Source organism: Micromonospora sp. WMMD964 (genome assembly GCF_029581455.1).
In the GTDB taxonomy this organism is placed as follows: Bacteria; Actinomycetota; Actinomycetes; order Mycobacteriales; family Micromonosporaceae; genus Micromonospora.
The window spans coordinates 4,654,381-4,679,189 of sequence record NZ_CP120860.1 but is presented as its reverse complement, the minus strand read 5'-3'; the positions used below and the strand labels follow the sequence as shown (position 1 = coordinate 4,679,189).

Here is a 24,809-nt window from a genome sequence, read left to right as displayed (position 1 = left end):
GTGCCCCGACTGTCGTACCGGCGGGCGTTGACCCGGGCCCTCGCCGACGAGTTGGCCCGCGACGAGGCGGTCTTCGTGCTCGGCGAGGACGTCCGGGTCGGGGCGTCGATGGTGACCACCGGTCTGGCCAAGCGGTTCGGCGTCGACCGGGTCCGCGACACCCCGCTGTCCGAGCAGGCGTTCACCAGTTTCGCCACCGGGGCGGCGCTGGCCGGGCTGCGGCCGGTGATCGAGTTCCAGATCCCGTCGCTGCTGTTCCTGGTCTTCGAGCAGATCGTCAACCACGCGCACAAGTTCCCGCTGATGACCGGTGGGCAGTGCGCGGTGCCGGTCACCTACCTGGTGCCCGGCTCCGGGTCGCGGACCGGCTGGGCCGGGCAGCACTCCGACCACCCGTACAGCCTCTTCGCGCACGTCGGCGTCGTCACCGTCGTACCGGCCACCCCGGCCGACGCGTACGGGCTGCTGGTCACCGCGATCCGGCACGACGACCCGGTGGTGGTGTTCGCGCCCGCCGGAGCGATGGACGTACGCGACGACGTCGACGGCCTGTCACCGGTGCCGCTGGGCCGGGGGCGGATCCACCGCTTCGGCTGCGACGTCACGGTGGTCGCGATCGGGCACCTGGTGCACGACGCGCTCGCGGTGGCCGACGAGCTGGCCGACCAGGTGTCGGTGGAGGTGTTCGACCCGCGCACCCTGTACCCGTTCGACATCGCCGGTCTCACCGAGTCGGTGGCCCGCACCGGACGCCTCGTCGTGTTCGACGACGGCAACCGGTCCTGCGGAATGGCCGCCGAGATCATCACCTCGGTGCTGGAGCGGATACGGCTGCTCGCCCCGCCGCGCCGGGTCACCCGACCGGACGGCGCGGTCCTGCCGTTCGCGCCCGCCCTGGACCGGGCCGTGCAGCCCGGCCGGGACCAGCTCGCCACCGCCATCCACCTGACCATGAAGGACGCCTCATGATCGACCCGAACTACGCGTGGCCGGCGGCCGACCGAGCCTGGGCCGAGCTGCCCGAACCGGCCCGTCGGGCCATGGTGGCCAGCGGGGCGGCGGCCTGGGAGCAGGTCTTCCACGGCCGGGCCACCTACAACAAGCAGTGGCGGCTGGCCCGACCGCCGGTGCTGGCCGCCGACGCCTGGCGGGAGCTGAACGAGGTCTGCGACCGGCTCGCCCAGCTCATCCTCGACGCCTGCCGCCGTCGGGCGGGCACCGCCGGTGAGCTGCGTCGACTGCTCGGCGTCCCGGCGGGGGAGACCCGCCTGCTGGACGAGTCGGAGCCGCTGACCGAGGCGCTGCTGGCCGCGTACCGCCCGGACGTGATCTTCGCCGAGGGGGTGCCGAAGTTCGTCGAGTACAACATCGACAGCAGCCTCGGCGGCGGGTTCGACGCCGACACGGTCATCCAGCGGTTCGCGCACCTCTACCAGGAGCAGGGCATCCTCGACGGCCTGCCGGCGCGGGCCGCGCCGTCCCTGCTGGACCAGCGGTTCGTGGCGATCCGCGAGGAGCTTCGGCTGCCCGACGGTGCCCGGCTGGCGCTGCTGATGGACTTCGACGCGGACTACCCCGGCCTGGACGACCCGGAGACGTTCATCCGGATCCTCGACCCCCTCGCCGTCCGGGCCCGGGACTTCGGCATCGACCTGGTCATCGCGCCCCTCTCCACCGCCACGGTGGACGCCGACGACCGCCTGGTCGTCGACGGCGCGCCGGTCGACGCGCTGTTCCGGTTGTTCGTGCCCAACCGGGTCACCCCGACCGCCGGCCTCGACGCGGTGGCCCACGCTCTCGCGGCGGGCACCCTGCCGATGTTCGTGTCGGCGGCGGCCTGGCTGCTCGGCAACAAGACCACGTTCGCCTGGCTGTGGGCGGACGTGGACGGGCTGCCCGCCGACGACCAGACACTGATCCGGCGGCACGTGCCGTACACGGTGCCGCTGACCGCCGAGGTGCTCGACCGGGCGCTCGCCGAGCAGGCGAAGCTGGTGGCCAAACCCGCCGACGGTTCGGCCGGGCACGGCGTACTGCTCGGCCCGGAGTCGAGCCCGACGGACTGGGCCGACGGCGTCCGGGCCGCCGTCGAGCAGGGCGGCGCGATCCTTCAGGAGTACCTGCCGACCGACCGGGTGCCGATGGACTTCGTGCAGATCGAGACGGGTGACACGGTGACAACCGACGTCCCGTACTCCCTGGCCCCGTACCTGTTCGGTCGCCGCGCCTCCGGCGGCCTGGCGAGGGTCGGCTACCCCGGCTGCGACGGCGTCCTCAACCTGGCCCACGGAGTCCTGCTGACCGGCGTCCTCCTGACCGACTGAACCGGCCCTCCCTCCCGGTCGATCATGAGGTTGGCGGGGCTCCGGGCTGCTCCTGGCCCCGCCAACCTCATGATCACCGGAGTTGGGCCCGGGGGCCCGTCCGGGCTCCGCCTTCAGCGGCGGTGGGCGGACAGGAGGCGGAGGGTTTCGGCGGTCGCGATGGCGTCGCTGCGGGCGCTGCCGTGGCGGCCGTCGCTGCTGTAGAGGGTCGGATCGGCGGTCAGCGGGTGGTCGGTGAGGTGCACGTGCAGGGTGCCCAGCCGCTCGGCGAGTCGCGCGGTGTGCGCGGAGAGACGGCGCATCCGCTCCCGCAGGCCGGGGCGCACCGCCTCCGGTACCGCCGGGCTGTACGAGACGTCGAACATGCCCACCGTGATCACGTCCGCGCCGGCCCCCCGGAGGGCGACGATCATCGCGGTCAACTCCGCGTCGACGCTGTCGGCGTCGTAGCGGGACCGGAAGGCGTCGTTGCCGCCGCACACGACGAGTGCCAGGTCCGGACCGAACGCCAGTGCCGGAGCCAGCTGGGTGGCGCGGACCTCGTGCGCGCGCAGCCCGCTACGGCCGAGATTGAGGTACGCCAGACCCGGCCGGGCGGCGTCCAGTTCGGCGGCGATCCGGTCGGCCCACTGCACGTCCGGGTAGCCCGGCGTCGGCTCGCACAGACCCTCGACGACACTGTCGCCCAGTGCCACGAACCGCCGCCACTGATGCCCCCGCAACAGTGCCGCGCTCTCGCCCTCCCGCAGGCAGTACGGGTCCGTCGACTCGGTCACCGTCGATGTCATGCCGGCAGGCTAGTCGAGTGATCCGGCGCTGGACAGCGCATCGCCGCTCCCACCCGCAGGGTGGGAGCGGCGATGTGTCGCTCAGGGGGTGCTGCCCGCCGGCTTGTTGAACCAGCCGTGCAGGGTCACCACCACGTGGACGGTGCCGCTGCTGGCGTTCAGAATCCTGATCATGCCGGGCCGGCCGTCATCGGGCCGGCCGATGTCCCGGCCGACCCTGGTCACCACCATCGTGGTGCGGGCATAGTGGCCTGCGGCGAAGTTCGACACCGACGTGTTGCCCACCACCGGACCGCCCGGGTTGGTGTACGCGAACAGTCCGTCCTTCTCGACGGTGAGGAATCCGTTCGCGGTGGGGTGGACCGCCGTCACCGAGATGAGCGCGCCGTCCATCGCGTTCTCCGGAATGCCGAGGGCGGTGTTGAGGTTGAGGAACAGTTCGCCCTTCGCCTTGAGCGGGGCCCCGCCGTCGGCCCGGGTGTCCACCACCTGGGTGGGCTGCGTGACACGCAGATCCGCGCCCTGGGTGGGGGAGGCCGCGACGTAACCCTGCACCCTGATCATCAGATGCACGGCCGGGCCACGGTTCACGAAGGTGACCTGGCCGGCCGCGGAGAGCTTGACCGAGAGCCCCTGCGAGGTGAACCCGGCGGCGTAGTCCATCATGCTGCTCGGGTCGGCCGGGCCACCCGTCGCGTACGCGCTGAGGTAGCCGCCGTGGGCGGCGTTGGCGACGACCACGTCGACCAGCGCGCTGGTCGCTCCGGCCGGGATGACGCCGCCGGTCAGGGTGAAGGTGCGGCTGCCGTTGGTGGGGATGGTGCCGGTGGTGGTGCCGGTGCCGTCCCGGGTGTCGACCATGTGGGTGTGCTTCACCGCGACGAGGCCGCCGCCCCCGCTGTTGGTGAAGTAGCCGTGCACGTCGATGCGGACGTGGGTGCTGCCGCCCTGGTGGTAGACGGAGAGCCTGCCGTCCGGCCCGACCTTGACCACCTGGGTGGTCGAGATCGTCTCGGCGGGCACGGCGTTGAGTGACGATGTGGCCGGCCGGGGCGAACCCTGCGGGAACACCGTCAGGTAGACGGCGGTGGTGGGGTTGATCGCCGTGACGTCTATGAGAACGGCGGTGACCCCGGTGGAGGGGACACCGCCGACCCCGAGCGCCTGGACGTCGGTGGTGACCGCACCGGTACGCGGGCCCGTCGTGCCGCCGATGCCGCTGCGGGTGTCCAGCAGGGCCCCACCGGGATTGAGCGCCACGTAGCTGTTGCGGGTGTTCTGCGCGATCCAGGGCCCGAGGTCGTCGACCCGGACCTCGGTGGCGGTGCGGCGGGTCTCGCTCTCGGCGAGGCAGCCGCCCTGCCAGGAGCGGTCGTGCAGGGCGACCAGTTGGGGCGCGCCCGCGCCGACCCGCACCAGTGGACCGCCACCGTCGCCCTTGCACAGGCTGGTGGCGGCGTCGCCGCCGTCGACGGTGACGGAGGTGCCCGCGACGCCGGTGACGGCGAAGGCGCCGGCGTGCAGCTTGTCGGGCACCCACTCGGTGGCGGTACGGCCGAAGCCGGCGGCCATGAGCTGCTCTCCCGCCGTCGCCGGTGCGCCGAGGGAGATCGGCGTGACACCGGTCGCCGGCCGGTCGAGCTGGGCGAGCACCACGTTGCGGGAGGGGTGTGGCGCCAGCGAGGTGACGGTCATGACGTGGCCGTCGGTGGCGGTCAGGTCCGTCCGTCCGACCGTGACGCTCGTCGGACGCGTCGGCGGCCCCGCGACGACGGGTTGACCCGGCGTGGTGAGGCATTCGGCGGTGGTGATCACCCAGGTGGGGTCGACCAGGGCGGCGGAGCAGGCCCCCAGGTCGCTCTGGATCTTGGCGGTGAACAGGTAGGTGCCCGAGGGCACCGGACTGACGCCGCTCACCGCCTGCGCGGTGGAACTGATCGTCGCGCCCGCGACGACGGCGATGGCGAGTAACGCCGCCCGCCTCGCCCGGCGACTGCGTGTGAGACGCATGCTCCTCTTCCCTGTCAGCTCGGTGCTGGCCGGTGACCCGATAGACCTCCGGGCAGCTTCGATCACGTGGTCGGCCGATGCGGCCGTACGGCACCAAGACCCCCGTGAGGTCGAGGAATTCGCCTGTGGTACGGACGATAGCGGGCGGTGCGGTGCAGCGCGGTCCCGTGAATCAGGGCAATGGGGACTGTCGTTTCAGTCAGTCAACCGGACCTCCGCCAGGTAGACGAAGGTCCGCTCCTCGTGCGAGGAGTAGTAGCTGACCCACAGCAGGTCGTCGTGCCAGACCAGGCCGGGATAGCTGGTGTCGCCGCCGGAGGGCAGAGCGACCAGTTCGGTCAGCTCGCCCCGGTCCGGGTCGACGGAGCAGATCGCGGTGCGGACCCTGCCGTCGTGCAGGCGTACCCCGGCCAGCATCCGCCCGTCCGGCAGCCGCAGCAGCGCCGGCCCGCCCACCCGGACGCCCAGGTCGGTCCAACTCCAGTCCCGGTACGGCGGCAGAGCCCGACCGAGTTGTGCGGTGGCCTCGGCCCCGTCGCGGCGCAGCAGGCAGAAGGCGGTGCCGTCCGGGGTGAAGACGAGCCCCGACTCGTTGGGGTAGCCGCCCTCGTACAGCACCGGCACCCACGGTTCGAGGTCGACGCCGTCGGTGCTGCGGTAGAGCCGGGCGAACCTCGGCTCCCGGGTGGCGTAGCCGACGCCGTACATCGCGCCGTCGTGCCAGGCCGCCCGCCACACCCAGACACCCGGTTCGCCGACCGGGACCGGGTCGCTCCAGGCGTGACCGTCGGCCGAATGCCACGTCACCGTCCGGAACGTCTTGGCGGTGTCCCCGACGGCGGCTGCCGCCAGCAGGTGCATCCGCCCGTCGGGGCAGGGGACGAAGCGCGGGTCACGCAGGTCGACCCCGGCCTGCCGCAGGACGGCCGACGTGCTCCACGACCGTCCGTCGGTCGACGTCAGGATCCGGATCACCCCGTCGTCACTGAGGTGGGTCCGTGCCTCGCGGAAGGCGCAGAACCAGTTCCCGCCGTACCGGACGAGGTCGGTGAACGCGCTGTGCGGCGCGCTGTCGCCGATCCGGTGGACGGCGACGACCTCGGCGGTGATGCGGCGGATGGGTGACGACGTCATGCGCGGCGGCCTCCTGGGCGGGAAGAGCGCCGACGGTAACCGCCCCGACCGACGCCCGCGCGGCCACCAACCGAACACCCGACGAACACCCGACCGCTGCCGCACCGAACACGCCGCACCGGCCCCGACCGGCTAGCCGTCGGTGGGCCCCCGGTCGGCGCGGTGGGCGGCGGCGAGCCGCTTCGGGGCGCGGGCGTACCACGCCTCGGTGACCACCTCGGTCAACTCGGCCAGGCTGATCCGGTCGAGTCGGACCAGCACCGCCGGATAACCGTCGAGGTGCGGAGTGGTGAGGTAGATCGACGGGTCGTCGGCGAGCAGAGCCTCCTTGACGCCGAGGTCGATCACCCGGACGCCGAGGAGCGGGCCCTCGGGAGCGGACGCGCCGAGGGCGTCGAGGTCAGCCCGACGCAGCGGTCGCTCCCAGACGAACATCTTGTCCCGTACCCTCCAGGCCGGCAGCCCGTCGTAGGACGGCCGCTCGGTGGTCTCCGGAAGGGCGAGGGCGATCCGGCGTACGTCATCCCAACTGGGCATGGCCACACCGTACGGGCTCAGTACGACACGGTGAGCAGTTCGCCGAGCACGTGCCGGGCCCCGGCGGCCCGCTCCGGGTCCGGATCGTCCAGCGTGATCAGTGCCTTCCACAGCGCCCAGCCACGCCCACGGGCCCAGGTGGCGTCGTCCACGCCGAGCGCGTCGCGGAAGGCGGCCCGGCTGGCGCCGCCCAGCAGGGTCCAGGCGATCACGGTGTCGCAGGCGGGGTCGCCCACGCCGCAGCAGCCGAAGTCGATGACGGCGGCGAGCCGGCCGTCACGGACCAGCAGGTTGCCGTGCGCGATGTCGCCGTGGAACCAGACCGGCGGCCCAGCCCAGGTGGCATCGAGGGCGGCCTGCCACATGCCGGTGACCCTGTCGGCGGGAAGCCGGTCGCGGTGCGTCTCGATCGCGGCCCGGGTCTCGGCGTCGTAGGTGGACAGCGGGCCGCCCCGCCACGCGCTGTGCGGGCCGGCGGCCGGGCCGCCGGCGGTGTCGACGGCGCGCAGGGCACACAGGAAGGCCGCGAGGTCCGTGGCGAACCGGGTCAGGTCGTCGATCCGGTCGGCGCGTGCGGTCTGCCCGTCGATCCAGCCGTACACCGACCACGGGTACGGGTAGCCGGCGCCGGGTCGACCGTGGGCCAGCGGTGCGGGGATCTCCAGTGGCAGTCGCGCGCCGAGCACCGGCAGGCACCGCTGTTCCTTGGCGACCTGGAGGGCGTACCCCTCGCCGCTGGGCAGTCGCACGGTCATCGTGTCGCCCAGGTGGAAGGTGCGGTTGTCCCAGCCGCCGACCTCGACCGGGCGCACCGGCAGGTGCGCCCATCGGGGGAACTGCTCGGCGATCAGCCGACGCACCAACGCCACGTCGATCCGGTCGGTGCTGATCTCCGCCACGGCGGTGTCAGCCTGTGCGCTCATCCGCCCGAGCCTGCGGGCATCGACCGCGACCCGCAACCGATTTGCGCCACAGCCGTTCCGCCGACGGGCTCTACGGCGTGACGGCGGGGGTGGGGCGCGACGGTGTGGTCGTCCGGGCCAGCAGGGGAGAGGCGGTGACCAGCAGACAGAACGCGGCCATGAGCAGCAGGGCCGGGGTGAGGTCGAGCGCGTCCACCGACCAGCCGCCGAGCAGGGCGCCGACCGGCAACCCGACGAAGGCCAGGGACCCGGCGATGCCGATCACCCGGGTCTGCAACTCCGCCGGCACCCGTTCGTAGAGGGCCACCCCGAGCAGCGGGTTGACCGCCGCGATGCCGATCCCGGACAGGAAGGTCACCACGAGCACCACCGGCAGGTCGTCGCTGATCGCCAGGGCGACCAGCCGGGGCGTGCCGGCGACCAGCGCACCGACCAGGAACGTCAGCCGACGGGGCAGCCTCGGCCCGAGCGCGGTGAACGCCACGTTGCCCAGCAGCGCGCCCGCCGAGAACGCCGCCAGTACCAGGCCCAACCCACTCGGGCCGTGCAGTTCCCGGGCGACCCAGACCGGGATGTAGACGGCCACGCTGGCGTTGGCGACCATGTTCAGCGCCGAGACGACCACCAGCATGCCCAGCAGCGGCCGGTCCCGACCCAGGTAGCCGAAACCGCCGCGCAGCGCGCGCAGGTAGTTCTCCGGCGGGCCGGGCCGCGCCGGGGTGCTCGCGGGACGGACCAGGACGCCGATGAGCAGCGCGCAGACCGCGAAGGTGGCGGCGTCGATGAGGATCGCCTCGGTCACCCCGAACACGGCGATCAGCACGCCGCCCAGCGCGGCGCCGAAGAGGGTCACCACCCGGCTCAGCCCGTCGTACGCCGAGGTCAACCGGATCAGCGGCACCCCGGCGGCCTCGGCGACCGGTCGGAACATCACGTGCTTCACCCGGTCCCCGATGCCGCGCAGCGCGCCGGCCACCGCGACCAGGGCCACCAGCGGCGCGAAGCCCAGCCACGGCGTCAACGCGACGACCACCATGGCCACCGCGCTGCCCGCGTCGCAGAGGATCGACGTGCGGCGCAGGCCGAACCGGTCCGCCCACGGGGTGCCCAACGCGCTGGACAGCAGGTACGGCAGGGTCTCGGCGAACGCGACCAGGCCCATCTTGGTCGGGCTGCCGGTGCTGACCAGCACCAGCCACGGGATCGTCACCACCGAGATGCGGGTGCCCAGGTTGGAGATCAGGTCCGCGCCGACCAGGACGACCAGTTGCCGACGGGGCGTCACGCCCCGACCGCCGCCGCCCGCCGCGCCGCGTACCGCTCGCGGAGCGCCCGTTTGTCCACCTTCACCGACCGGTTCACCGGCAGTCGGTCGACGACCTCGACCCCGGCCGGCGCCCACATCTCGTTGAGTTCGGCGGTCACCAGGTCGATCAGCTCCGCCCCGCCGACCGTCGCGCCCGGTGCCAGCACCACGTACGCGTACGGGACCTCGCCGACCGTCTCGTCCGGTACGCCGATCACCGCGGCGGCCCGCACCTGGGGGTGCCCGGCCAGCACGTCCTCGATCGGACGGCAGAAGATCGCCCAGTTCCGCTTGTGCGTGACGATCATGTCGTGCGCCCGGTCGACCAGGTAGAGGTAGCCGTCGTCGTCCAGGTGACCGATGTCGCGGGTACGGACCCAGCCGTCGACGAGCGTCTGCGCGGTCAACTCCGGCTGGCCGTGGTAGCCGGCGAAGCTCAGCCGGGTGTGCACCCACACCTCACCGTCGCGCCCGGTGGGCAGCACCGTGCCGTCGTCGTCGCGGATCTCGATCCGCACGTCGCCGTACGGTCGGCCGCAGGACCGCAGCCGCTCCGGGTGCTCCGGGTCGTCGGTCAACCCGGGCAGCGCGGTGATCACGACGGCTTCGCTGAGGCCGTACACGATGCGCAGCACCGGACCGAACCGCGCGATGGCCTGGCGCAACCGGGCGGGCGCGGCGGGCCCCGCACCCACGTTGAACATGAACATGGCGGAGAAGTCCGCCCCGACCAGCGCCGGGTGGTCCAGTACCTCGTAGAGCATCGGCGGGGTGACGAAGGTGGAGTTGATCCGCTCCCGCTGCACGGTGTCCACGAAGGCCACCGGGTCCCAGTCGTCGCGCAGGAACAGCACCCCACCGGTGAACAGGTTGAACAGGGTGGTGATCTGCCCGCTGGCCAGCCACATCGGTGAGTGCGACAGGTGCCGCAGCAGCGGGAACCCGGCGGCGCGGAAGTCGGCGGCCAGGGTGAGGATCTGGGCGTAGAAGCTCTCGGTGTGGTGCACCAGTTTGGGGCTGCCGGTGGTGCCGCTGGTCTGCAGGAACGACTCCGGCGCCGCCCCGGGCGCCGGCGGTTCCGCCGCCTCGTCGAGGACGGTGAGGTCCGGGCCGGCGCCGCCCGCGCCCAGGCAGCACACCGGCGTGCCGGGCAGCGCGGCGGCCAGGTCCGGGCCCAGGCCGACCGGGTCGCGGGCGTCGTAGACCAGGGCGTCCGGGCGGGCCAGACGGACGAAGTCGTCGACCTCCCGGCGGGAGGTGACCGGGGCGACCCACATCGTCCGGCAGCCGATCAGGTGCAGCGCGAGTTGGAGCAGCGGACCCTCCACCGCGTTCGCCACGGTCACCAGCACCGCCGCGCCGGGGCGTACACCGTGCCGGGCGAGCGTCGCGGCCATCGACCGCACCAGCGCGGCGGCCTCGGTGTAGGTGAGGCGGCGGCCCCCTCCGACCAGTGCCTCCCGGTCGCCGAAACCGGCGAAGAGGTCCAGCGCCCTGTCCACGTAGGTCGTCGTGTCCCCCGGTGTGTCAGTCATCCGGCAGCCACCTCCCCAGAAAGCGGCGCGCCCGGTGCCGACGCGACGGTGGCGCGCGCTCCGGTGGGCCCGCCACCTGCGAGCCTAGGCCCGGTGACGGCTGGTCCGGACCGTGCCGACGGGCGGTCCGACAGGCCCGGCGGACATTTGATCGCGTCGATCAGGTTGATTGACGCCCGTCAGCGGCGACGGCTAGGTTTCTGGACCATCGTCCAGGCGGGAGCCGTCATTGGACGGCCCTGGGCTGCCACACGATGGAGGTTCCATGTCGACCCCGAAGAGATGGCATGTCGTCGCCGCCGCGGCCGCGGTGCTGGTCACCGGAACACCCGCCGTCGTCGCCAGCGCCGGCCCGTCCGGGACCGCCGCCGGCCGACCCGACCGCCTCGAGTGGGCGGGTAGCTGGGCCACCGCGGTCACCCGCGGCAACTCGGTCGGGCTGACCAACACCGGCCTCAACAACCAGAGTGTCCGGATGGTCGTCCACGTCTCGGTGGGCGGCCCGGCACTGCGGGTGCGGCTGAGCAACCTGTACGGCGAGCAGGCGGTCGCCGTCGGCCGGGCCACCGTCGCCCGACCGAACACCGCCACCGCCGACGACCTGTCCGACATCGATCCGGCGTCGCTGCGCCCGCTGACCTTCAGCGGCGCGGCCTCGGCGAGCATGAACCGGGGCGCCGAGCTGCTCAGTGACCCGTTGGCGTTCCCGGTCGCGGACGACAGCGACCTGGTGGTCACTGTGCACTTCCCGACGCCGACCGGCCCGACCACCTTCCACGGGCAGTCCCAGCAGGCCAACTTCATCGGCGCCGGCGACCTGACCGGGGCCGCCGAGGGCACCGGGTTCACCACCCGCCCCACCTGCTGCTGGTTCTTCCTCTCCGGCATCGACGTGCAGCGCAAGGCGACCCCGGGCGCCCTGGTGGTGCTCAGCGACTCCATCGGCGACGGCAACGGCAGCACCGTCAACGCCAACCGGCGCTGGCCCGACCTGCTGTCCGACCGGCTGCTCGCCGCCCGTCCGGACGCCCGCACCCCCGGTGTGCTCAACCTCAGCCTGGCCGGCAACCGCCTCAACCACGAGGGCACCGAGCCGGGTGACGGCGACTACCCCGGCTACCACCAGCTCGGCCCGAACGCGGCGGCCCGGCTCAACGAGGACGTCTTTCCCCAGACCGGGGTGCGTACCGTCGTCACCCACCTGGGCATCAACGACATCTGGATGTCCAACGACTCACCCGAGGCGATCATCGCCACCCTCCGGCAGATCAACCAGCAGGTCCAGCAGCGGGGGCTGACCAGCCTGGTGGCCACCCTGACGCCGTACGAGGGGCACGGGGCGCCCGGCGTGTGGACCGCGCAGAAGGAGACCACCCGCCAGGCGGTCAACACGTACCTGCGGGGCAGCCGGGAGTTCGACGGGCTGCTCGACTTCGACCGGGTGCTGCGCGACCCGGCCCGGCCCAGCGCACTGCTGCCCGCGTACGACTCGGGGGATCACATCCACCCGAACGACGCCGGCAACCAGGCGCTCGCCGACGCCGTGCCGCTGCGGCTGCTCGGCCTGTGACACCGGCCGGGGGCGGCGGGCGATCCTCGCCGCCCCCGGCATCGACATCCTGGGGAGGAGAGCGTCGTGACGGTGCAGGAGTTGCTCACCGGTCTGTACAGCGAAGAGGGCCGACAGAATCCCTATCCGTGGTATGCCGAGCTGCACCGGCTCGGCCCGGTCAGCGCGGTGCCGCCCCGCGCCGAGCACCGGACGGTGGCGGCGGTGGCGGTCGGCTACGACGTGATCGACGAGGTGCTGCGCGATCCGGAGTGGACCAAACAACCACCGCCGGGCTGGCAGGAACAGGAGATCCTGCGCACCTTCCAGACCTCGATGATGTTCGTGAACCCGCCCGACCACACCCGGATGCGGCACGTGTTCTCCCGCACCTTCACCCCGCGTCGGCTGGGCGCGCTGGAACCGGTGATCGTGCGGGTCGTCGACGATCTGCTGGACCGGCTGGCCGACGCCGGGAACAGCGTGGTCGACTTCGTGGCGGACTTCGCGTACCCGATCCCGGCGCTGGTGATGGCCGAGTTCATCGGCATCCCGGCGGGGGAGTTGGCGTGGTACCGCGAGCGGGTGGACTGGATCGACGAGTTCCTCGACGTCGCCGGGAAGACCCCGCAGCGGTTGGCGGCCGCCAACACCGCGGCCGAGGAGTTGCGGGTCTTCTACCGGGAGCTGCTGGGGCACCGCCGCCGGGCGCCCGGTGACGACCTGCTCAGCGGGCTCGTGGAGGCCCTCGACTCGGGTGAGGTGGAGCTGACCGAGGACGAGCTGATCAGCAACCTGATCGTGCTGTTCAACGCCAGCTTCGTCACCACCGTCTACATGTTCAGCAACGGCCTGCCGCTGCTGTTGGCCCACCCGGAGACGGTCGCCGCGCTGCCCACCGACGAGAAGCTGGCCCAGGGCTGTGTGGACGAGGTGCTGCGGTTGGCGAGCCCGGTGCACTTCCTGGCCCGCGCCGCGCCGACGGACACCGAGCTGGCCGGCGTACCGGTGGCCCGCGACGACAACGTGCTGATCATCATCGGGGCGGCGAACCGGGACCCGGCGCGGTTCCCCGATCCGGACGTCTTCGACCCGACCCGACCCGGCCCGCCGTCGCTGGCCTTCGGGGTGGGGCTGCACTTCTGTCTCGGCGCGGCGGTGTCCCGCCTGGAGGGGCGTCTCGCGCTGCCCCGCCTGTTCGCCCGGTTCCCGAAGCTGACGGTCACCGAGACGCCCACGTACAGCGGCAGCCTGTTCCTACGCGGCATCGACAAGCTGCTCGTCAGCACCGGCGGATAGGAGCGACATGGCAGTGCACCCGGAGGTGGCCGCGTACCGGGCGGCCCGCGCCGCGACCGGCACCCCGCCGCTGTACACGCAGACCCTGACCGAGGCCCGCGCCGCGGACCTGGCCGCGATCCGCGCGGGCACCGGCGCGGTCGAGCAGGTCGCCGAGGTACGCGACGAGCGCATCCCCGGACCGGCCGGTGAGCTGCCGCTGCGGGTGTACCGGCCGACCGGGTCGGGTCCGCTGCCCACACTGCTGTACTTCTTCGGCGGCGGGTGGACGCTCGGCAGCATCGACACCGCCGACGGCATCTGCCGCCGCCTGGCCAACTCCGTGCCCTGTCAGGTGATCACCGTCGGCTACCGGCTCGCGCCGGAGCACCCCTTCCCGGCGGCGGTGCACGACTGCCACGCGGCCACCCGCTGGGTCGCCGAACACGCCGACCGGCTGGGCGTGGACCCGGCCCGGCTGGCGGTGGGCGGCGACAGCGCCGGCGGGAACCTGGCCGCCGCCGTCACCCTGCTCTGCCGCGCCGACGGGCCGACCCTCGCCGCGCAGCTGCTGGTCTACCCGAACACGGACCAGAGCGACGATCCGGCCGACCCGGCCGACGGCGACCCGACGCTGTTCAACAGTCGGTCGGTGGCCTGGTACCGCACGCACTACCTGGCCGACCCGGCGCACGCCCGGGATCCGCTCGCATCGCCGCTGCTCGCCGACGACCTGACCGGCCTGCCCCCGGCGCTGGTGGTCACCGCTGAACTGGACCCGCTCTGCGCGCAGGGGCAGCGGTACGCGCAGCGACTGGACGCCGCCGGAGTGCCCACCCGGGTCGCGCACTACCCGGGGATGATCCACGGCTTCTTCGCCATGCCGGGCCTCTTCACCGACGGCCGTCGGGCGCAGGTGGACGCGGCGGCGTTCCTGCGGGAACGGTTCGGGCTGCCGTCGGCACGCGACGAGGCGGCCGACACTCCGACCGGCACGGCGGTGGGCGGTGGCTGAGCCGTTGCTGACCGACGTGACGGCCGGTGAGCCGCTGCTGACCGAGCTGCCCGCCGTGACGCTCGGCGACTACGCCGAGCGGGCGAGGACGGTGTTGCCGCCCGACGTGTGGGACTACGTCGACGGCGGCAGCGCCGCCGAGGTGACGGTCGCGGCCAACCGGGACGCGCTGGACCGGGTCGCCGTGCTGCCCCGGGTGCTGCGCGGGGTGGACACCGTCGACCTGGGCGCCCGGTTGCTCGGCCGCCCGTACGCCATGCCGGTCGGGGTAGCGCCGATGGCGTACCAGCGGTTGCTGCACCCGGACGGGGAGGTGGGCCTGGCCTCGGCGGCCGGCGCCGCCGGGATCCCGTACCTGGCGAGCACGCTGGGCAGCACACCCATCGAACAGGTCACCGCCGTCGGCGCGGACGTGTGGTTCCAGCTCTACTGGCTGCGCGACCGGGTCCTCGTCGGTGACCTGCTGGCCCGGGTCGTCGCGGCCGGGTGCCGGGCCCTGGTGGTCACCGTGGACGTCCCGGTGCTCGGTCGGCGTCCCCGCGACCTGCGCAACGCGTTCCGGCTGCCGCCCGAGGTGGTGGCCGCGAACCTGCCCGAGGGCCGCGACGCCCTGGCGCACTCCGGCGCTCCGGGGGTGTCCGCGATCGCCGCGCACACCGCCGCCTCCTTCGCCCCGGCACTGCGCTGGGCGGACCTGGCCTGGCTACGGGAGCAGGTCGACCTGCCGCTGGTGGTCAAGGGGGTGCTGGACCCCCGGGACGCGGTCGAGGCGGCCCGGGTCGGCGCGGACGCGGTGGTGGTGTCCAACCACGGTGGCCGCCAACTCGACGGCGCGCCGGCCAGCGTCACCATGCTGCCGGAGGTGGTCGACGCGGTCGGTGACGACTGCCAGGTGCTCCTGGACAGCGGCATCCGCGGCGGCACCGACGTGCTGCGGGCGCTCGCGCTGGGTGCCGCCGGGGTGCTGCTCGGCCGACCGCTGCTCTGGGCGCTGGCCGCCGACGGCGAACGCGGCGCGCGGGACGCGTTGGCGCTGCTCGCCGTCGAGCTGACCGACGCGCTCACCCTGGCCGGCTGCGCCGACCCGGCGGCGGCGGCCGACCTGCGGACACTCGGCGCGGGCTGAGCGGTGACCGCCACCGAACCGGTCGACCTGACCGCCGCCGACCTGCACCCCGCGCTGGGCGACCCGGCGCTGACCTCGATGAACTTCCTCAACGAGGTGTCCGAGCGCTACCCGGCGGCGGTGTCCCTCGCGGCCGGGCGGCCGTACGAGGAGTTCTTCGACGTCGCGGCGGTGCACCGGCACCTGGACACGTTCCACCGGCACCTCACCGACGACCTGGGTCACCCGCCCGAGCAGGCCCGGCGACTGCTGCTGCAGTACGGCCGGACCAAGGGCGTCGTGCACCACCTGGTCGCCCGTAACCTCGCCGTGGACGAGGGGATCACCGTCGACCCGGAGGCCGTCGTGGTGACGGTCGGCTGCCAGGAGGCGATGTTCCTGGTGCTGCGGGCGCTGCGGACCGGCCCGGCGGACGTGCTGCTCGCCGTCGCACCGACCTACGTGGGCCTGACCGGGGCGGCTCGGCTGGTGGACCTGCCGGTGTGGCCGGTCGCCGGTGGACCGAACGGGGTGGACCTGGCCGACCTGTCGACCCAGGCGCGCCGGGCCCGCGCGGCGGGGCTGCGGCCACGCGCCTGTTACGTCATGCCGGACTTCGCCAACCCGTCCGGGGTCAGCATCTCCGCCCCCGACCGGCGGCGTCTGCTCACCCTCGCGGCCGAGGAGGACCTGCTGCTGCTGGAGGACAACCCGTACGGGCTGTTCCACGGCGACGACGGGCCGCGCCCGCCCACCCTGAAGGCGTTGGACACCGAACGGCGGGTCGTCTACCTCGGTTCGTTCGCCAAGACCGTGCTGCCCGGGGCGCGGGTCGGGTACGTGGTCGCCGACCAGCGGGTGGCAGGCCTGGACGGCCGGATCGGCCCGCTCGCGGACCAGCTCGCCATGATCAAGAGCATGGTCACGGTGAACACGTCACCGATCGCCCAGGCGGTGATCGGTGGCCGACTGCTGGAGAACGGGTGCAGCCTGGTGCCGGCGAACACCCGGGAGCGCTGGGCGTACACCCGGAATCTGCGCCACCTGGTGACCGGGCTGCGCCGACGGTTCCCGGCCGGGACGCACGGCCCGGCGGCGGTGCGCTGGACGGTGCCGGCCGGCGGGTTCTTCGTGGTGGTGACGGTGCCGTTCCCGGTCGACGACGCGCTGCTGGACCGCTCGGCGCGCGACTACGGGGTGCTGTGGACGCCGATGGCGCACTTCTACGACGACACCGCCCCGGTGTGCGCACTGCGGCTGTCGGTCAGCGCGGTGACGCCGGCGCAGATCGACATCGGGTTGGACCGCCTCGCGGCGCTGATCACCGACGAGCTGGCCGCCCGGGCGGGTTGACACAGCGCGTTCATCGGATGGCAATGCGCGACGACCCGCGTTTCGGCGTCCTGGGTGGACGGTCATAATAGGCCGCATGGTTGCCTGGGAGTACGCCCTGCTCGTCCGCCGCTATCAGGGACAGGGCCGCAATTTCCATGTCTCGTTCGTCTGGTACGCGCCGGACGGGTCCCGTAAGGACATCACCGCCTTCGGGGACACCGCCATCGCGCACCTCAACCGCGCCGGCCGGGAGGGATGGGAGTTGGTCTCCGCCGCCGAGGACGTCAACAACGTCCAGGGCAGCACCGAAGTCCACCGCTACCACCTGAAACGCCCCATGGCCTGACCCCTACCCCCGTCGATCATGGAGTTGTGGTGGTGGACGACGTACGCCATCCACCCCGATTCGGGCACCACAACTCCATGATCGACGCGATCGGCCGGGGGTCGGCCCGGGGGTCGGTCAGGACAGGTCGATTCCGGGGTAGAGCGGGTGGGGGGCCAGCAGGTCGGTCGCCTGGCGGGAGATCTTGTCGGCCAGGGCCGGGTCGAGGGTGTACTTCGCCTTCGACGGGGTGCCGTCGGCGTTCGCGCCCGCGGTGGTCTGCGTGAGCACGGTGTGGATCAGCTCAGCGGTCTGGTCCATCTCGGCGGTGCCGAGGCCCCGGGTGGTCAGCGCCGGGGTGCCGATCCGGATGCCGGACGTGTACCACGCCCCGTTCGGGTCCTGCGGGACCGAGTTGCGGTTGGTGACGATGCCCGAGTCGAGGAGCGCCTGCTCGGCCTGCCGACCGGTGAGCCCGTAGCCGGACACGTCGATCAGCGCGAGGTGGTTGTCGGTGCCACCGGTGACGAGCTTCGCGCCCCGGCGCAACAGCCCCTCGGCGAGGGCCTGCGCGTTGTCCACGATCCGCTGGGCGTAGTCGGCGAACTCGGGGCGACGGGCCTCCGCGAGGGCGACCGCCTTGGCGGCCATCACGTGCGGCAGCGGCCCGCCGAGCACCATCGGGCAGCCCCGGTCCACCTGGTCGGCCAGCTCCGGCTGGCAGAGCACCATGCCACCGCGCGGGCCGCGCAGCGACTTGTGGGTGGTGGTCGTGACGATGTGCGCGTGCGGCACCGGGTCGAAGTCGCCGGTGAACACCTTGCCCGCCACCAGGCCGGCGAAGTGCGCCATGTCGACCATGAAGGTCGCGCCGACCGAGTCGGCGATCTCGCGCAGGATCCGGAAGTTCACCTTCCGGGGGTACGCCGAGTAGCCGCCGACCAGGATCAGCGGCTTGAACTCGCGAGCCGCCTCGGCCACCCGGTCGTAGTCGATGAGGCCGGTCGCCGGGTCGGTGCCGTAGCTGCGCTGGTCGAACATCTTGCCGGAGATGTTCGGCCGGAAGCCGTGGGTGAGGTGACCGCCCGCGTCCAGCGACATGCCGAGCATCCGCTGGTTGCCCAGCTCGCGGCGCAGCGCGAACCAGTCCGCCTCGGTGAGGTCGTTGACCTGCCGGACCTGTGCCTTCTTCAGCGCGGGCGACTCCACCCGGTCGGCCAGCACCGCCCAGAACGCGACCAGGTTGGCGTCGATGCCGGAGTGCGGCTGCACGTACGCGTGCGCGGCGCCGAACAGCTCCCGGGCGTGTTCGGCGGCGAGCGCCTCGACGGTGTCCACGTTCTGGCAGCCGGCGTAGAAGCGACGGCCGACGGTGCCTTCGGCGTACTTGTCGCTGAACCAGTTGCCCATGGCCAGCAGGGTCGCCGGGGAGGCGTAGTTCTCGCTGGCGATGAGCTTCAGTGACTCCCGCTGGTCGGTCAGCTCGGCGCCGATGGCGTCGGCCACCCGGGGCTCGACCGCCCGGATCACCTCGAGGGCACTTCGGAATGCGGTGGACTCGGCGTTGCGCGACATGCGACCTCCAACAGACGTGCGGGAAGGCCCAGGCGCTCGGCAAACGTCCTCGTGACGGGGCCGCTCCCCGATGGTTCTCCATCCCCACGCGCCAGTAACGGCCCGCCTGCGATCCTACCGGGCCGACCGGAGCCGTCCCGGGCGACCTCCGGACGACACCCACCGAGGTACGACGAGGGCCCGGCACGCCGCCGGGCCCTCGGTGTACGCGACCGCACTCAGGCGGTCATCGCGTCCATCGCCTTCTTGATCGCCTTCGGTTCGGTGGGGGTACGCGGGGCGTCCGCCCGCATCGCGATCATCTTCTCGCCGATCTCCTGGAGTTGCTTCCGCCCGAGCGCGTCGCGGACCTTCGGGAACCACTCCTCCTCTTCCTCCTCGACGTGGTGGGTGACGTTCTCGATGAGGACGGTGGTCTTGGCGTTGAACCGTTCGTCGGTGGCGTCCATCCGGGCCAGCTCGGCGCAGAGCACGTCGGCGACGTGGTGCTCCTCGTACGACTCGAGGATGTCGTCCTCCAGGTCGGGCAGCAGCCGGCGGATCTCCGGGTACATCACCTCGTTCTCCAGGTAGGTGTGCACCGTCAGGGCTTCGAGAATCTCGTTCACGAGCTTCTGCCGCTTGCTCGCCGGCCCCTCCTCCGCATCCTGGAAGGCCTTGAACAGTCGGCGCATCTCCTTGTGGTCCTCTTTGAGCAGGACGATCGCATCGGTCGACACGGGCATGACCTCCCTGGATCTCGGCTGGTGTGATTCCGGTACCCCGCAGGTCAAATGAGGAAACAGTGGATATCGGCTGATCAGACCATGGACAGCGTGCCGGGGATCTCGTCCAGCAGTTCCCGGGCGAGGAAGCCGATCCGGCCGTACCGGGGGATGAGCCGTTGACCGCTCACCGCGTGCGCGAACGAGCCCCAACAGGCGGCCTGCGCCGGGTCGGCACCCCGGGACAGCAACCCCGCCAACAACCCGGCGAGCACGTCCCCGCTGCCGGAGGTGCCCAGCCCGGCGTCACCGCTCTCCTCCCGCCAACCCCGCCCGTCCGGGGCGGCCACGTGCCCGTACAGGGACACGACCGCCTCGTAGCGCGCGGCCAACTCGGCCGCCTCGGCGTCCAGGTCGCCCCCTGGGTCCCGCCCGAGCAGGTGCGTCGCCTCGGTGAGGTTGGGCGTGAGCACCACCGGCCGTCCCGTCCCGACCAGCAGGTCCGGCGTGTGGCTGAGGGCACCGAGGGCGTACGCGTCGAGCACCAGCGACGTCTGCGGGCGGGCCGCGTCCAGGACCAGGGTCAGCAGGCGCCTGGTCTCGTCGATCGCCTTCAGCCCGGGGCCGAGGGCCACCACGTCGGCCTCGGCCACCAGCTCACCGAGTTGACCGTCCCGGTCGGCGGCGACCGCCCCGTCGGCGGTCTCCGGCAACCCGACCACCAGCGCCTCCGGCACCTGGATGCTCAGCGTGGCGGCGGTGGACTCGGCGGCGGCGAGCTGGAGCACCCCGGCGCCGGCGCGCAGCGCGGCCACCCCGGCGAGGAGCACCGCGCCGGGGGTGAAGCGGGAGCCGCCGACGACCAGGACGGTGCCGCGACTCTCCTTGCCCCCGGCCGGCACCGGCAGTGCCCAGTCCCGCAGCAGCCCCGGCGTGATCACCTTCACCTCAGACCGGCTCGGCATGGATCTCGTCCTCCCTGGTCGGCTGCGCGCCCTGCCGGTGCAGGTGGCCGACCTCGTTGAACCCGCCCAGTGTCAGCCGACCCTGGGCGTCGGCGGACCAGTCGGTGATGGAGCAGTTCGCGATCACGTGCTCGCGGGTCAGCGCCATCAGGTCCGCCTCGGTCAGCCCCTCCACCAGGTAGCGCAGCAGGAAGACCAGCGCGTCGTGGCCGAAGAGCAGGACCCGTCGGCCCTCGTGGTCCCGGCGCAGATCGCCGAGCAGCGTCCGCAGTCGCAGCGCCACGTCGGTCCAGGACTCCCCACCCGGTGGCCGGTAGTAGAACTTGCCGAGCCGGGCCCGGCGCTCCGCCTCGTCCGGGTACCGGCGGCGCACCCCGTGCCCGGTCAGGCCGTCGAGGATGCCCAGCTCCCGGTCGCGCAGCCGCTCGTCCCGGCTGACCGGCACCCCGGTGCCGTGCAGCGCCAGCTCGCAGGTCGTGAGCGCCCGCAGGTACGGCGAGACCACCGCCACGTCCGGCCGGCGGTCCGGAGGCAGCTCGGCCAGCCAGCGGCCGGTGGCCCGGGCCTGCTCCTCACCGGTGGGGGAGAGCGGCACGTCGGCGTCGCGGTGACTGAGCCCGATCAGCTCCTCGCCGGACGCCTCGGCCTGGGTGGCCGCCACGTTCGCGGTGCTCTCACCGTGTCTGATGATCCAGAGAGTCGCCAGTTCCGCCATGCCGACCCCCTACCCGGGCGCCGACGGCGGTAACCGTGCCCGCTCAGCCCCGGCGTTGCAGCAGGGCGACGGTCAGCCCGGTCACCTTGGTCACCCGGACCACGTCGTAACGCTCGGTGAGCGCCGCGGCCTGCTTCTTCGGCAACGCCTTCAACGGCTCGTCGGTGCGTACCGGCAGCAGCACCCAGATGCGCGGCTCGTCCCGCAGACACGTCGCCGGGTTGCCGCAGTCGGTGCCGAACAGCTCGTTGCTCTTCGCCGCCGACCGCTGCCGGAAGACGTTGCGCGGCGATACGTCCGCCGGGAGGTAGTAGCGCACCCCGACCTCGTGCATCCACCACCACGGGGCCCCCGCGACGAGCCCGTCGCCGGGCTGGTAGCCCGCCTCGATGACCTCGGCGGCCTCCGTGTAGGACAACGGCTGGAAAGCCCGTGCCTGCGGGTACGTGTACCAGCCGTGCGAGTACTCGGCGCGCATGGCGAGCTGACCGGGCACCGACAGCGCGGCCACCACGGCGAGCGCCACCGCGATCAGCGGGGTACGACGCAGCGCGGCGAGCCCCGCGCCGGCGAGCACCGCCCAGGCCGGCATCAGGAACAGCAGGTACTTGGAGAAGAAGTAGTTGATGTCGCCGGTGGCGGCCACCAGGATCACCGGCACCGGCAGCGCGGCGATCAGCGCCGCGCTCAGCGTCCGGGTCACGGTGTCCCGGCCCAGGTGGGTCAGCAGACCCAGCACGGCCAGCGCGGTCACCGCGACGGCGATCAGGGTCGAACCGTAGACCTGCTCCCAGACGGTCCAGGGCGAGCTGTCCGGGATCCAGCTGATCTGCCGGCCCGCCTGCTTCATCCCGCGCAGGAGCACCGGCGCGGCGATCGCCGCCCCGGCGGCGGTGGCGAGCGCGAACCAGGCCACCGACCACCAGCGGCGCTCCCGCCAGCAGTGGATCAGGACGGCCACCCCGTGCCCGAGCAGCATGGTCAGCGCGACGACGTTGACCAGGCCGGTGCCGGCCACCGCGAGCGCGTACGCCGCCCACCGCAGGAACCCCGGCCGCTCCAGCGCGCGGAGCAGGAACAGAGTCGCCGCGGCGGCGCCGAGGACGACGAACGCGTACGAACGGGTCTCCTGCCCGAATCGGGTGACGGTGGGCAGCAGGGCGAAGACGAACCCGGCGGCGACACCCGTGCGGTGGTCGAACAGCCGCCGCCCGGTCAGCGCCACGCAGGCCGTGGCCAGGACCATCGCCAGCACCGACGGCAGCCGCACCGCGGCCGGCCCGGTGCCGAACAGCGTCGTCCAGCCGTGCATGAAGAGGTAGTAGGCCCCGTGCACGGCGTCGACGTTCGCCAGCATGCCCAGGATCTGCCCGGTGGAGCGGGTCGCCACGTCGATGGTGACCAACTCGTCGTGCCACATCTCCGGACCGCCGAGCCGCCAGCCGACCGCGAGCGCGGCGAACGCCGTCGGCCAGAACCAGACGCTTCGCGCCACCTGGCGGGCGAGCCGCAGCGGCCGGGGGTCGGGCACGGCGGCGGGCGGGGGCGTACCCCCGGCGGTGGGCTGCGCGGGCTGCGCGTCCGTGGCGACGGCGCGGTCTGACATCGGCGTCCGATCCGGGGGGCGGGCGGTACGGGGCGCGACGATGATAGCGCTCGCCCACCCCGGCGGCGGACCGTCGTCGGTGTGGGCGCGGTGTCCGGTTCGGCGGTGCTCGATCGTGGGTCGGAGCCTGATAATGTGGCCGCGCCTGTCGAGCACATCCACCACGCACAGTGAGGTTCCCCGACCTGATGATTGTCGACATCATGCTGCCGTACTACGGAAGCGTGCCTCTCATGCAGGCGGCGGTGCGCAGCGTGATGGCGCAGAGTGACAGTGGTTGGCGCCTCACCGTGGTCGACGACGGCACCGAGCCGGGGGTGCCCGAGTGGTTCGCCGGCATCGACGACGAGCGGGTGCGGTACCAGCGCAACGAGCGCAACCTCGGGGTCACCGGCAACTACCGCAAGTGCGTCGGCCTCGCCGAGCACGAGTACCTGGTGATGATGGGCACCGACGACATCATGCACCCCAACTACGTCGCGACCGTGCGGTCGGTGATCGAGCAGTACCCGGGCGTGTGCATGATCCAGCCGGGCGTCGAGGTCATCGACGCCGAGGGCACGGTCGTCAACACGATGGTCGACGAGGCCAAGCGGCGGCTCTACGCCCCCCGGGTCGACTCCCGCGAGCTGATGGGCGGTGAGGACCTGGCGGCCAGCCTGCTGCGCGGCTGCTGGTTCTACTTCCCGTCGATCTGCTGGCGCACCGACGCGCTCAAGGCCGTCGACTTCCGCGACGAGTTCCAGGTCATCCAGGACCTGGCCCTGGTGATCGATCTGATCCAGCGCGGCGAGCAGATGGCCGTCGACAACACCCTGTGCTTCCAGTACCGGCGGCACGCGGTCAGCAAGTCCGCCGCCGACGCGGTCAACGGCTCCCGGTTCACCGAGGCGCGGGCGTACTTCGTCGACGTCGCCCGGCGGATGGACGAGCACGGCTGGCCCCGGGCGGCGCGGGCGGCCCGGCACTACATGTCGTCGCGGCTGCACGCCATCACCCTGCTGCCGACGGCGGTCCTCTCCGGCAAGATGGCCGGCGTACGCAGCCTGTCCCGGCACGCGTTCGGGCCGGGCCGATGACCGACGACAGCCCGGGAGACGCCATGACGATCGCTCCACGACCCCCGGCGGACGGCGCCCGGCAGCCACTGCGGGTGACCGTGCTGGGTGGCACCGGTTTCCTGGGTGACCCGATCTGCCGCGCGCTGGCCGACCAGGGCCACACCGTGGTCGCCGTCGCGCGCACCCCGAAGACCATCGGCGCGGGGGTGCGGGTCCGCGCACTGGACCTGGCCGCCGCCGACGTCGACGAGATCACCGAGATGCTGCGCGACCTCGACCCGCACGTGGTGATCAACGCGGCGGGCGGGATGTGGGGTCTGAGCGAGGAGCAGATGCTCGCGGTCAACGTCACCCTGGTCGAGCGCCTGATCGAGGCCGCCGGCCGGTTGCCACGGCGGATCCGGGTGGTCCAGCTGGGCAGCGTGCACGAGTACGGGCTGGTCCCGGTCGACACCTCGATGCCCGAGGACCTGCCCCCGGCGCCGGTGATGGCGTACGGCGAGTTCAAGGTGCGCTGCACCACCGCGCTCACCGAGGCGCACCGGCAGGGCCTGGTCGAGAGCGTCACGCTGCGGGTCGGCAACGTCATCGGCGCCGGTCAGCCCGGGCACAGCCTGCTCGGCGTGGTCGCGGGTCGACTGCGCGACGCGCAGCGGGCCGGCGAGCGGGCCCGGTTGGAGTTGGCCCCGCTCGGCTCCCGGCGCGATTTCGTCGGCCTCAGCGACGTCGTCTCCGCCGTGCTGCTGGCCGTGACCCGCCCCGACGCGGGCGGCCGCGTGATCAACATCGGCCGGGGGGTGGCGGCCAGCGCGCGTGATATGGTCCAGCTCCTCATCGACGTCAGCGAGGTGCCGACCGACCTGGTCGAGGCCGAGCACACCGGCCCCGCCGAGACCACCTGGCAGCGGCTCGACGTCGGGCTGGCCGCCGAGCTGCTCGGCTGGTCGCCGAGCGACGATCTGCACACCGAGATGAAGCAGTTGTGGGAGCACGCCGGCGCCGAGGTGCCCGCCTGATGG

At 72.7% G+C, this 24,809-nt stretch carries 22 protein-coding genes and 1 riboswitch; of the genes, 10 read left to right on the top strand and 12 right to left on the bottom strand.

Going from position 1 to position 24,809, the window contains the following annotated elements; genetic code table 11:
- Entirely contained in the window at positions 1 to 969 is a 969-nt protein-coding gene (locus tag O7616_RS21565) for a transketolase C-terminal domain-containing protein (RefSeq protein ID WP_282303643.1), read from the top strand.
- Entirely contained in the window at positions 966 to 2,324 is a 1,359-nt protein-coding gene (locus tag O7616_RS21560; RefSeq protein WP_282303642.1) for a hypothetical protein, read from the top strand. The genes O7616_RS21565 and O7616_RS21560 overlap by 4 nt, the downstream gene beginning before the upstream one ends.
- Positions 2,325 to 2,437: 113 nt before the next feature.
- On the opposite strand, the gene O7616_RS21555 is transcribed toward O7616_RS21560, so the two are convergent.
- The 7 genes from O7616_RS21555 to O7616_RS21525 all read right to left on the bottom strand — a co-directional run bounded on the left by O7616_RS21555 (position 2,438) and on the right by O7616_RS21525 (position 10,557).
- Positions 2,438 to 3,112 (bottom strand): SGNH/GDSL hydrolase family protein, encoded by a 675-nt coding sequence (locus tag O7616_RS21555; RefSeq protein ID WP_282303641.1) that lies wholly within the window; start codon positions 3,110 to 3,112, stop codon positions 2,438 to 2,440.
- Between the two features lie 81 nt (positions 3,113 to 3,193).
- On the bottom strand, positions 3,194 to 5,122 hold the full coding sequence (locus O7616_RS21550; protein WP_282303640.1) for a trypsin-like serine protease: 1,929 nt from the start codon (positions 5,120 to 5,122) through the stop codon (positions 3,194 to 3,196).
- A gap of 195 nt (positions 5,123 to 5,317) precedes the next feature.
- Positions 5,318 to 6,256: a sialidase family protein gene (locus O7616_RS21545; RefSeq protein ID WP_282303639.1), complete on the bottom strand. Its 939-nt coding sequence runs from the start codon at positions 6,254 to 6,256 to the stop codon at positions 5,318 to 5,320.
- 132 nt (positions 6,257 to 6,388) lie between these two features.
- Positions 6,389 to 6,793 (bottom strand): MmcQ/YjbR family DNA-binding protein, encoded by a 405-nt coding sequence (locus tag O7616_RS21540; RefSeq protein WP_282303638.1) that lies wholly within the window; start codon positions 6,791 to 6,793, stop codon positions 6,389 to 6,391.
- 17 nt (positions 6,794 to 6,810) lie between these two features.
- Entirely contained in the window at positions 6,811 to 7,716 is a 906-nt protein-coding gene (locus O7616_RS21535) for an aminoglycoside phosphotransferase family protein (RefSeq protein ID WP_282303637.1), read from the bottom strand.
- 70 nt (positions 7,717 to 7,786) lie between these two features.
- Positions 7,787 to 9,001 carry an MFS transporter gene (locus O7616_RS21530; protein WP_282303636.1) on the bottom strand — a complete coding sequence of 405 codons (1,215 nt, stop codon included), beginning with the start codon at positions 8,999 to 9,001 and terminating at the stop codon, positions 7,787 to 7,789.
- The gene (locus O7616_RS21525) at positions 8,998 to 10,557 is read right to left on the bottom strand and encodes an AMP-binding protein (protein ID WP_282303635.1); all 1,560 of its coding nucleotides are present in this window, start codon (positions 10,555 to 10,557) and stop codon (positions 8,998 to 9,000) included. The genes O7616_RS21530 and O7616_RS21525 overlap by 4 nt, the downstream gene beginning before the upstream one ends.
- A gap of 265 nt (positions 10,558 to 10,822) precedes the next feature.
- On the opposite strand from O7616_RS21525, the gene O7616_RS21520 reads away from it, so the two are divergent.
- The 6 genes from O7616_RS21520 to O7616_RS21495 all read left to right on the top strand — a co-directional run bounded on the left by O7616_RS21520 (position 10,823) and on the right by O7616_RS21495 (position 17,185).
- Entirely contained in the window at positions 10,823 to 12,127 is a 1,305-nt protein-coding gene (locus O7616_RS21520) for an SGNH/GDSL hydrolase family protein (RefSeq protein WP_282303634.1), read from the top strand.
- Positions 12,128 to 12,193: 66 nt separating this feature from the next.
- Positions 12,194 to 13,405, top strand: coding sequence for a cytochrome P450 (locus O7616_RS21515; RefSeq protein WP_282303633.1), 1,212 nt, complete (start codon positions 12,194 to 12,196; stop codon positions 13,403 to 13,405).
- Positions 13,406 to 13,412: 7 nt separating this feature from the next.
- The gene (locus O7616_RS21510; protein WP_282303632.1) at positions 13,413 to 14,399 is read left to right on the top strand and encodes an alpha/beta hydrolase; all 987 of its coding nucleotides are present in this window, start codon (positions 13,413 to 13,415) and stop codon (positions 14,397 to 14,399) included.
- 34 nt (positions 14,400 to 14,433) lie between these two features.
- A complete protein-coding gene (locus tag O7616_RS21505) occupies positions 14,434 to 15,525 on the top strand; it encodes an alpha-hydroxy acid oxidase (protein ID WP_282307689.1) in 1,092 nt (363 codons plus the stop codon).
- Between the two features lie 3 nt (positions 15,526 to 15,528).
- On the top strand, positions 15,529 to 16,857 hold the full coding sequence (locus O7616_RS21500) for a PLP-dependent aminotransferase family protein (RefSeq protein WP_282303631.1): 1,329 nt from the start codon (positions 15,529 to 15,531) through the stop codon (positions 16,855 to 16,857).
- A 67-nt stretch (positions 16,858 to 16,924) separates the two neighbouring features.
- Positions 16,925 to 17,185 (top strand): hypothetical protein, encoded by a 261-nt coding sequence (locus O7616_RS21495; RefSeq protein ID WP_278142296.1) that lies wholly within the window; start codon positions 16,925 to 16,927, stop codon positions 17,183 to 17,185.
- 117 nt (positions 17,186 to 17,302) lie between these two features.
- On the opposite strand, the gene O7616_RS21490 is transcribed toward O7616_RS21495, so the two are convergent.
- The 5 genes from O7616_RS21490 to O7616_RS21470 all read right to left on the bottom strand — a co-directional run bounded on the left by O7616_RS21490 (position 17,303) and on the right by O7616_RS21470 (position 22,729).
- Positions 17,303 to 18,739 (bottom strand): glycine hydroxymethyltransferase, encoded by a 1,437-nt coding sequence (locus O7616_RS21490; RefSeq protein ID WP_282303630.1) that lies wholly within the window; start codon positions 18,737 to 18,739, stop codon positions 17,303 to 17,305.
- A 19-nt stretch (positions 18,740 to 18,758) separates the two neighbouring features.
- A riboswitch (ZMP/ZTP riboswitch) is annotated at positions 18,759 to 18,848 on the bottom strand.
- A 109-nt stretch (positions 18,849 to 18,957) separates the two neighbouring features.
- Positions 18,958 to 19,458, bottom strand: coding sequence for a hemerythrin domain-containing protein (locus tag O7616_RS21485; protein WP_348773827.1), 501 nt, complete (start codon positions 19,456 to 19,458; stop codon positions 18,958 to 18,960).
- Positions 19,459 to 19,538: 80 nt separating this feature from the next.
- Positions 19,539 to 20,408, bottom strand: a complete 870-nt coding sequence (locus tag O7616_RS21480) for an NAD(P)H-hydrate dehydratase (protein ID WP_282303628.1) — start codon at positions 20,406 to 20,408, stop codon at positions 19,539 to 19,541.
- Positions 20,392 to 21,123 carry a histidine phosphatase family protein gene (locus O7616_RS21475; RefSeq protein ID WP_282303627.1) on the bottom strand — a complete coding sequence of 244 codons (732 nt, stop codon included), beginning with the start codon at positions 21,121 to 21,123 and terminating at the stop codon, positions 20,392 to 20,394. The genes O7616_RS21480 and O7616_RS21475 overlap by 17 nt, the downstream gene beginning before the upstream one ends.
- Before the next feature lie 43 nt (positions 21,124 to 21,166).
- A complete protein-coding gene (locus O7616_RS21470; RefSeq protein ID WP_282303626.1) occupies positions 21,167 to 22,729 on the bottom strand; it encodes a glycosyltransferase family 39 protein in 1,563 nt (520 codons plus the stop codon).
- 188 nt (positions 22,730 to 22,917) lie between these two features.
- On the opposite strand from O7616_RS21470, the gene O7616_RS21465 reads away from it, so the two are divergent.
- Together O7616_RS21465 and O7616_RS21460 are read left to right on the top strand one after the other, a co-directional pair.
- The gene (locus tag O7616_RS21465; RefSeq protein ID WP_282259330.1) at positions 22,918 to 23,808 is read left to right on the top strand and encodes a glycosyltransferase; all 891 of its coding nucleotides are present in this window, start codon (positions 22,918 to 22,920) and stop codon (positions 23,806 to 23,808) included.
- A 23-nt stretch (positions 23,809 to 23,831) separates the two neighbouring features.
- A complete protein-coding gene (locus O7616_RS21460; protein ID WP_282303625.1) occupies positions 23,832 to 24,806 on the top strand; it encodes an NAD(P)-dependent oxidoreductase in 975 nt (324 codons plus the stop codon).
- Positions 24,807 to 24,809 lie beyond the last annotated feature (3 nt).

Bases quoted from the DNA above. Each gene is read 5' to 3' on its own strand.
- O7616_RS21560 (WP_282303642.1), top strand. From the start codon at position 966: ATGATCGACCCGAACTACGCGTGGCCGGCGGCCGACCGAGCCTGGGCC.
- O7616_RS21555 (WP_282303641.1), bottom strand. From the start codon at position 3,112: ATGACATCGACGGTGACCGAGTCGACGGACCCGTACTGCCTGCGGGAG.
- O7616_RS21550 (WP_282303640.1), bottom strand. From the start codon at position 5,122: ATGCGTCTCACACGCAGTCGCCGGGCGAGGCGGGCGGCGTTACTCGCC.
- O7616_RS21545 (WP_282303639.1), bottom strand. From the start codon at position 6,256: ATGACGTCGTCACCCATCCGCCGCATCACCGCCGAGGTCGTCGCCGTC.
- O7616_RS21540 (WP_282303638.1), bottom strand. From the start codon at position 6,793: ATGCCCAGTTGGGATGACGTACGCCGGATCGCCCTCGCCCTTCCGGAG.
- O7616_RS21535 (WP_282303637.1), bottom strand. From the start codon at position 7,716: ATGAGCGCACAGGCTGACACCGCCGTGGCGGAGATCAGCACCGACCGG.
- O7616_RS21525 (WP_282303635.1), bottom strand. From the start codon at position 10,557: ATGACTGACACACCGGGGGACACGACGACCTACGTGGACAGGGCGCTG.
- O7616_RS21520 (WP_282303634.1), top strand. From the start codon at position 10,823: ATGTCGACCCCGAAGAGATGGCATGTCGTCGCCGCCGCGGCCGCGGTG.
- O7616_RS21510 (WP_282303632.1), top strand. From the start codon at position 13,413: ATGGCAGTGCACCCGGAGGTGGCCGCGTACCGGGCGGCCCGCGCCGCG.
- O7616_RS21490 (WP_282303630.1), bottom strand. From the start codon at position 18,739: ATGTCGCGCAACGCCGAGTCCACCGCATTCCGAAGTGCCCTCGAGGTG.
- O7616_RS21480 (WP_282303628.1), bottom strand. From the start codon at position 20,408: ATGCCGAGCCGGTCTGAGGTGAAGGTGATCACGCCGGGGCTGCTGCGG.
- O7616_RS21475 (WP_282303627.1), bottom strand. From the start codon at position 21,123: ATGGCGGAACTGGCGACTCTCTGGATCATCAGACACGGTGAGAGCACC.
- O7616_RS21470 (WP_282303626.1), bottom strand. From the start codon at position 22,729: ATGTCAGACCGCGCCGTCGCCACGGACGCGCAGCCCGCGCAGCCCACC.
- O7616_RS21465 (WP_282259330.1), top strand. From the start codon at position 22,918: ATGATTGTCGACATCATGCTGCCGTACTACGGAAGCGTGCCTCTCATG.
- O7616_RS21460 (WP_282303625.1), top strand. From the start codon at position 23,832: ATGACGATCGCTCCACGACCCCCGGCGGACGGCGCCCGGCAGCCACTG.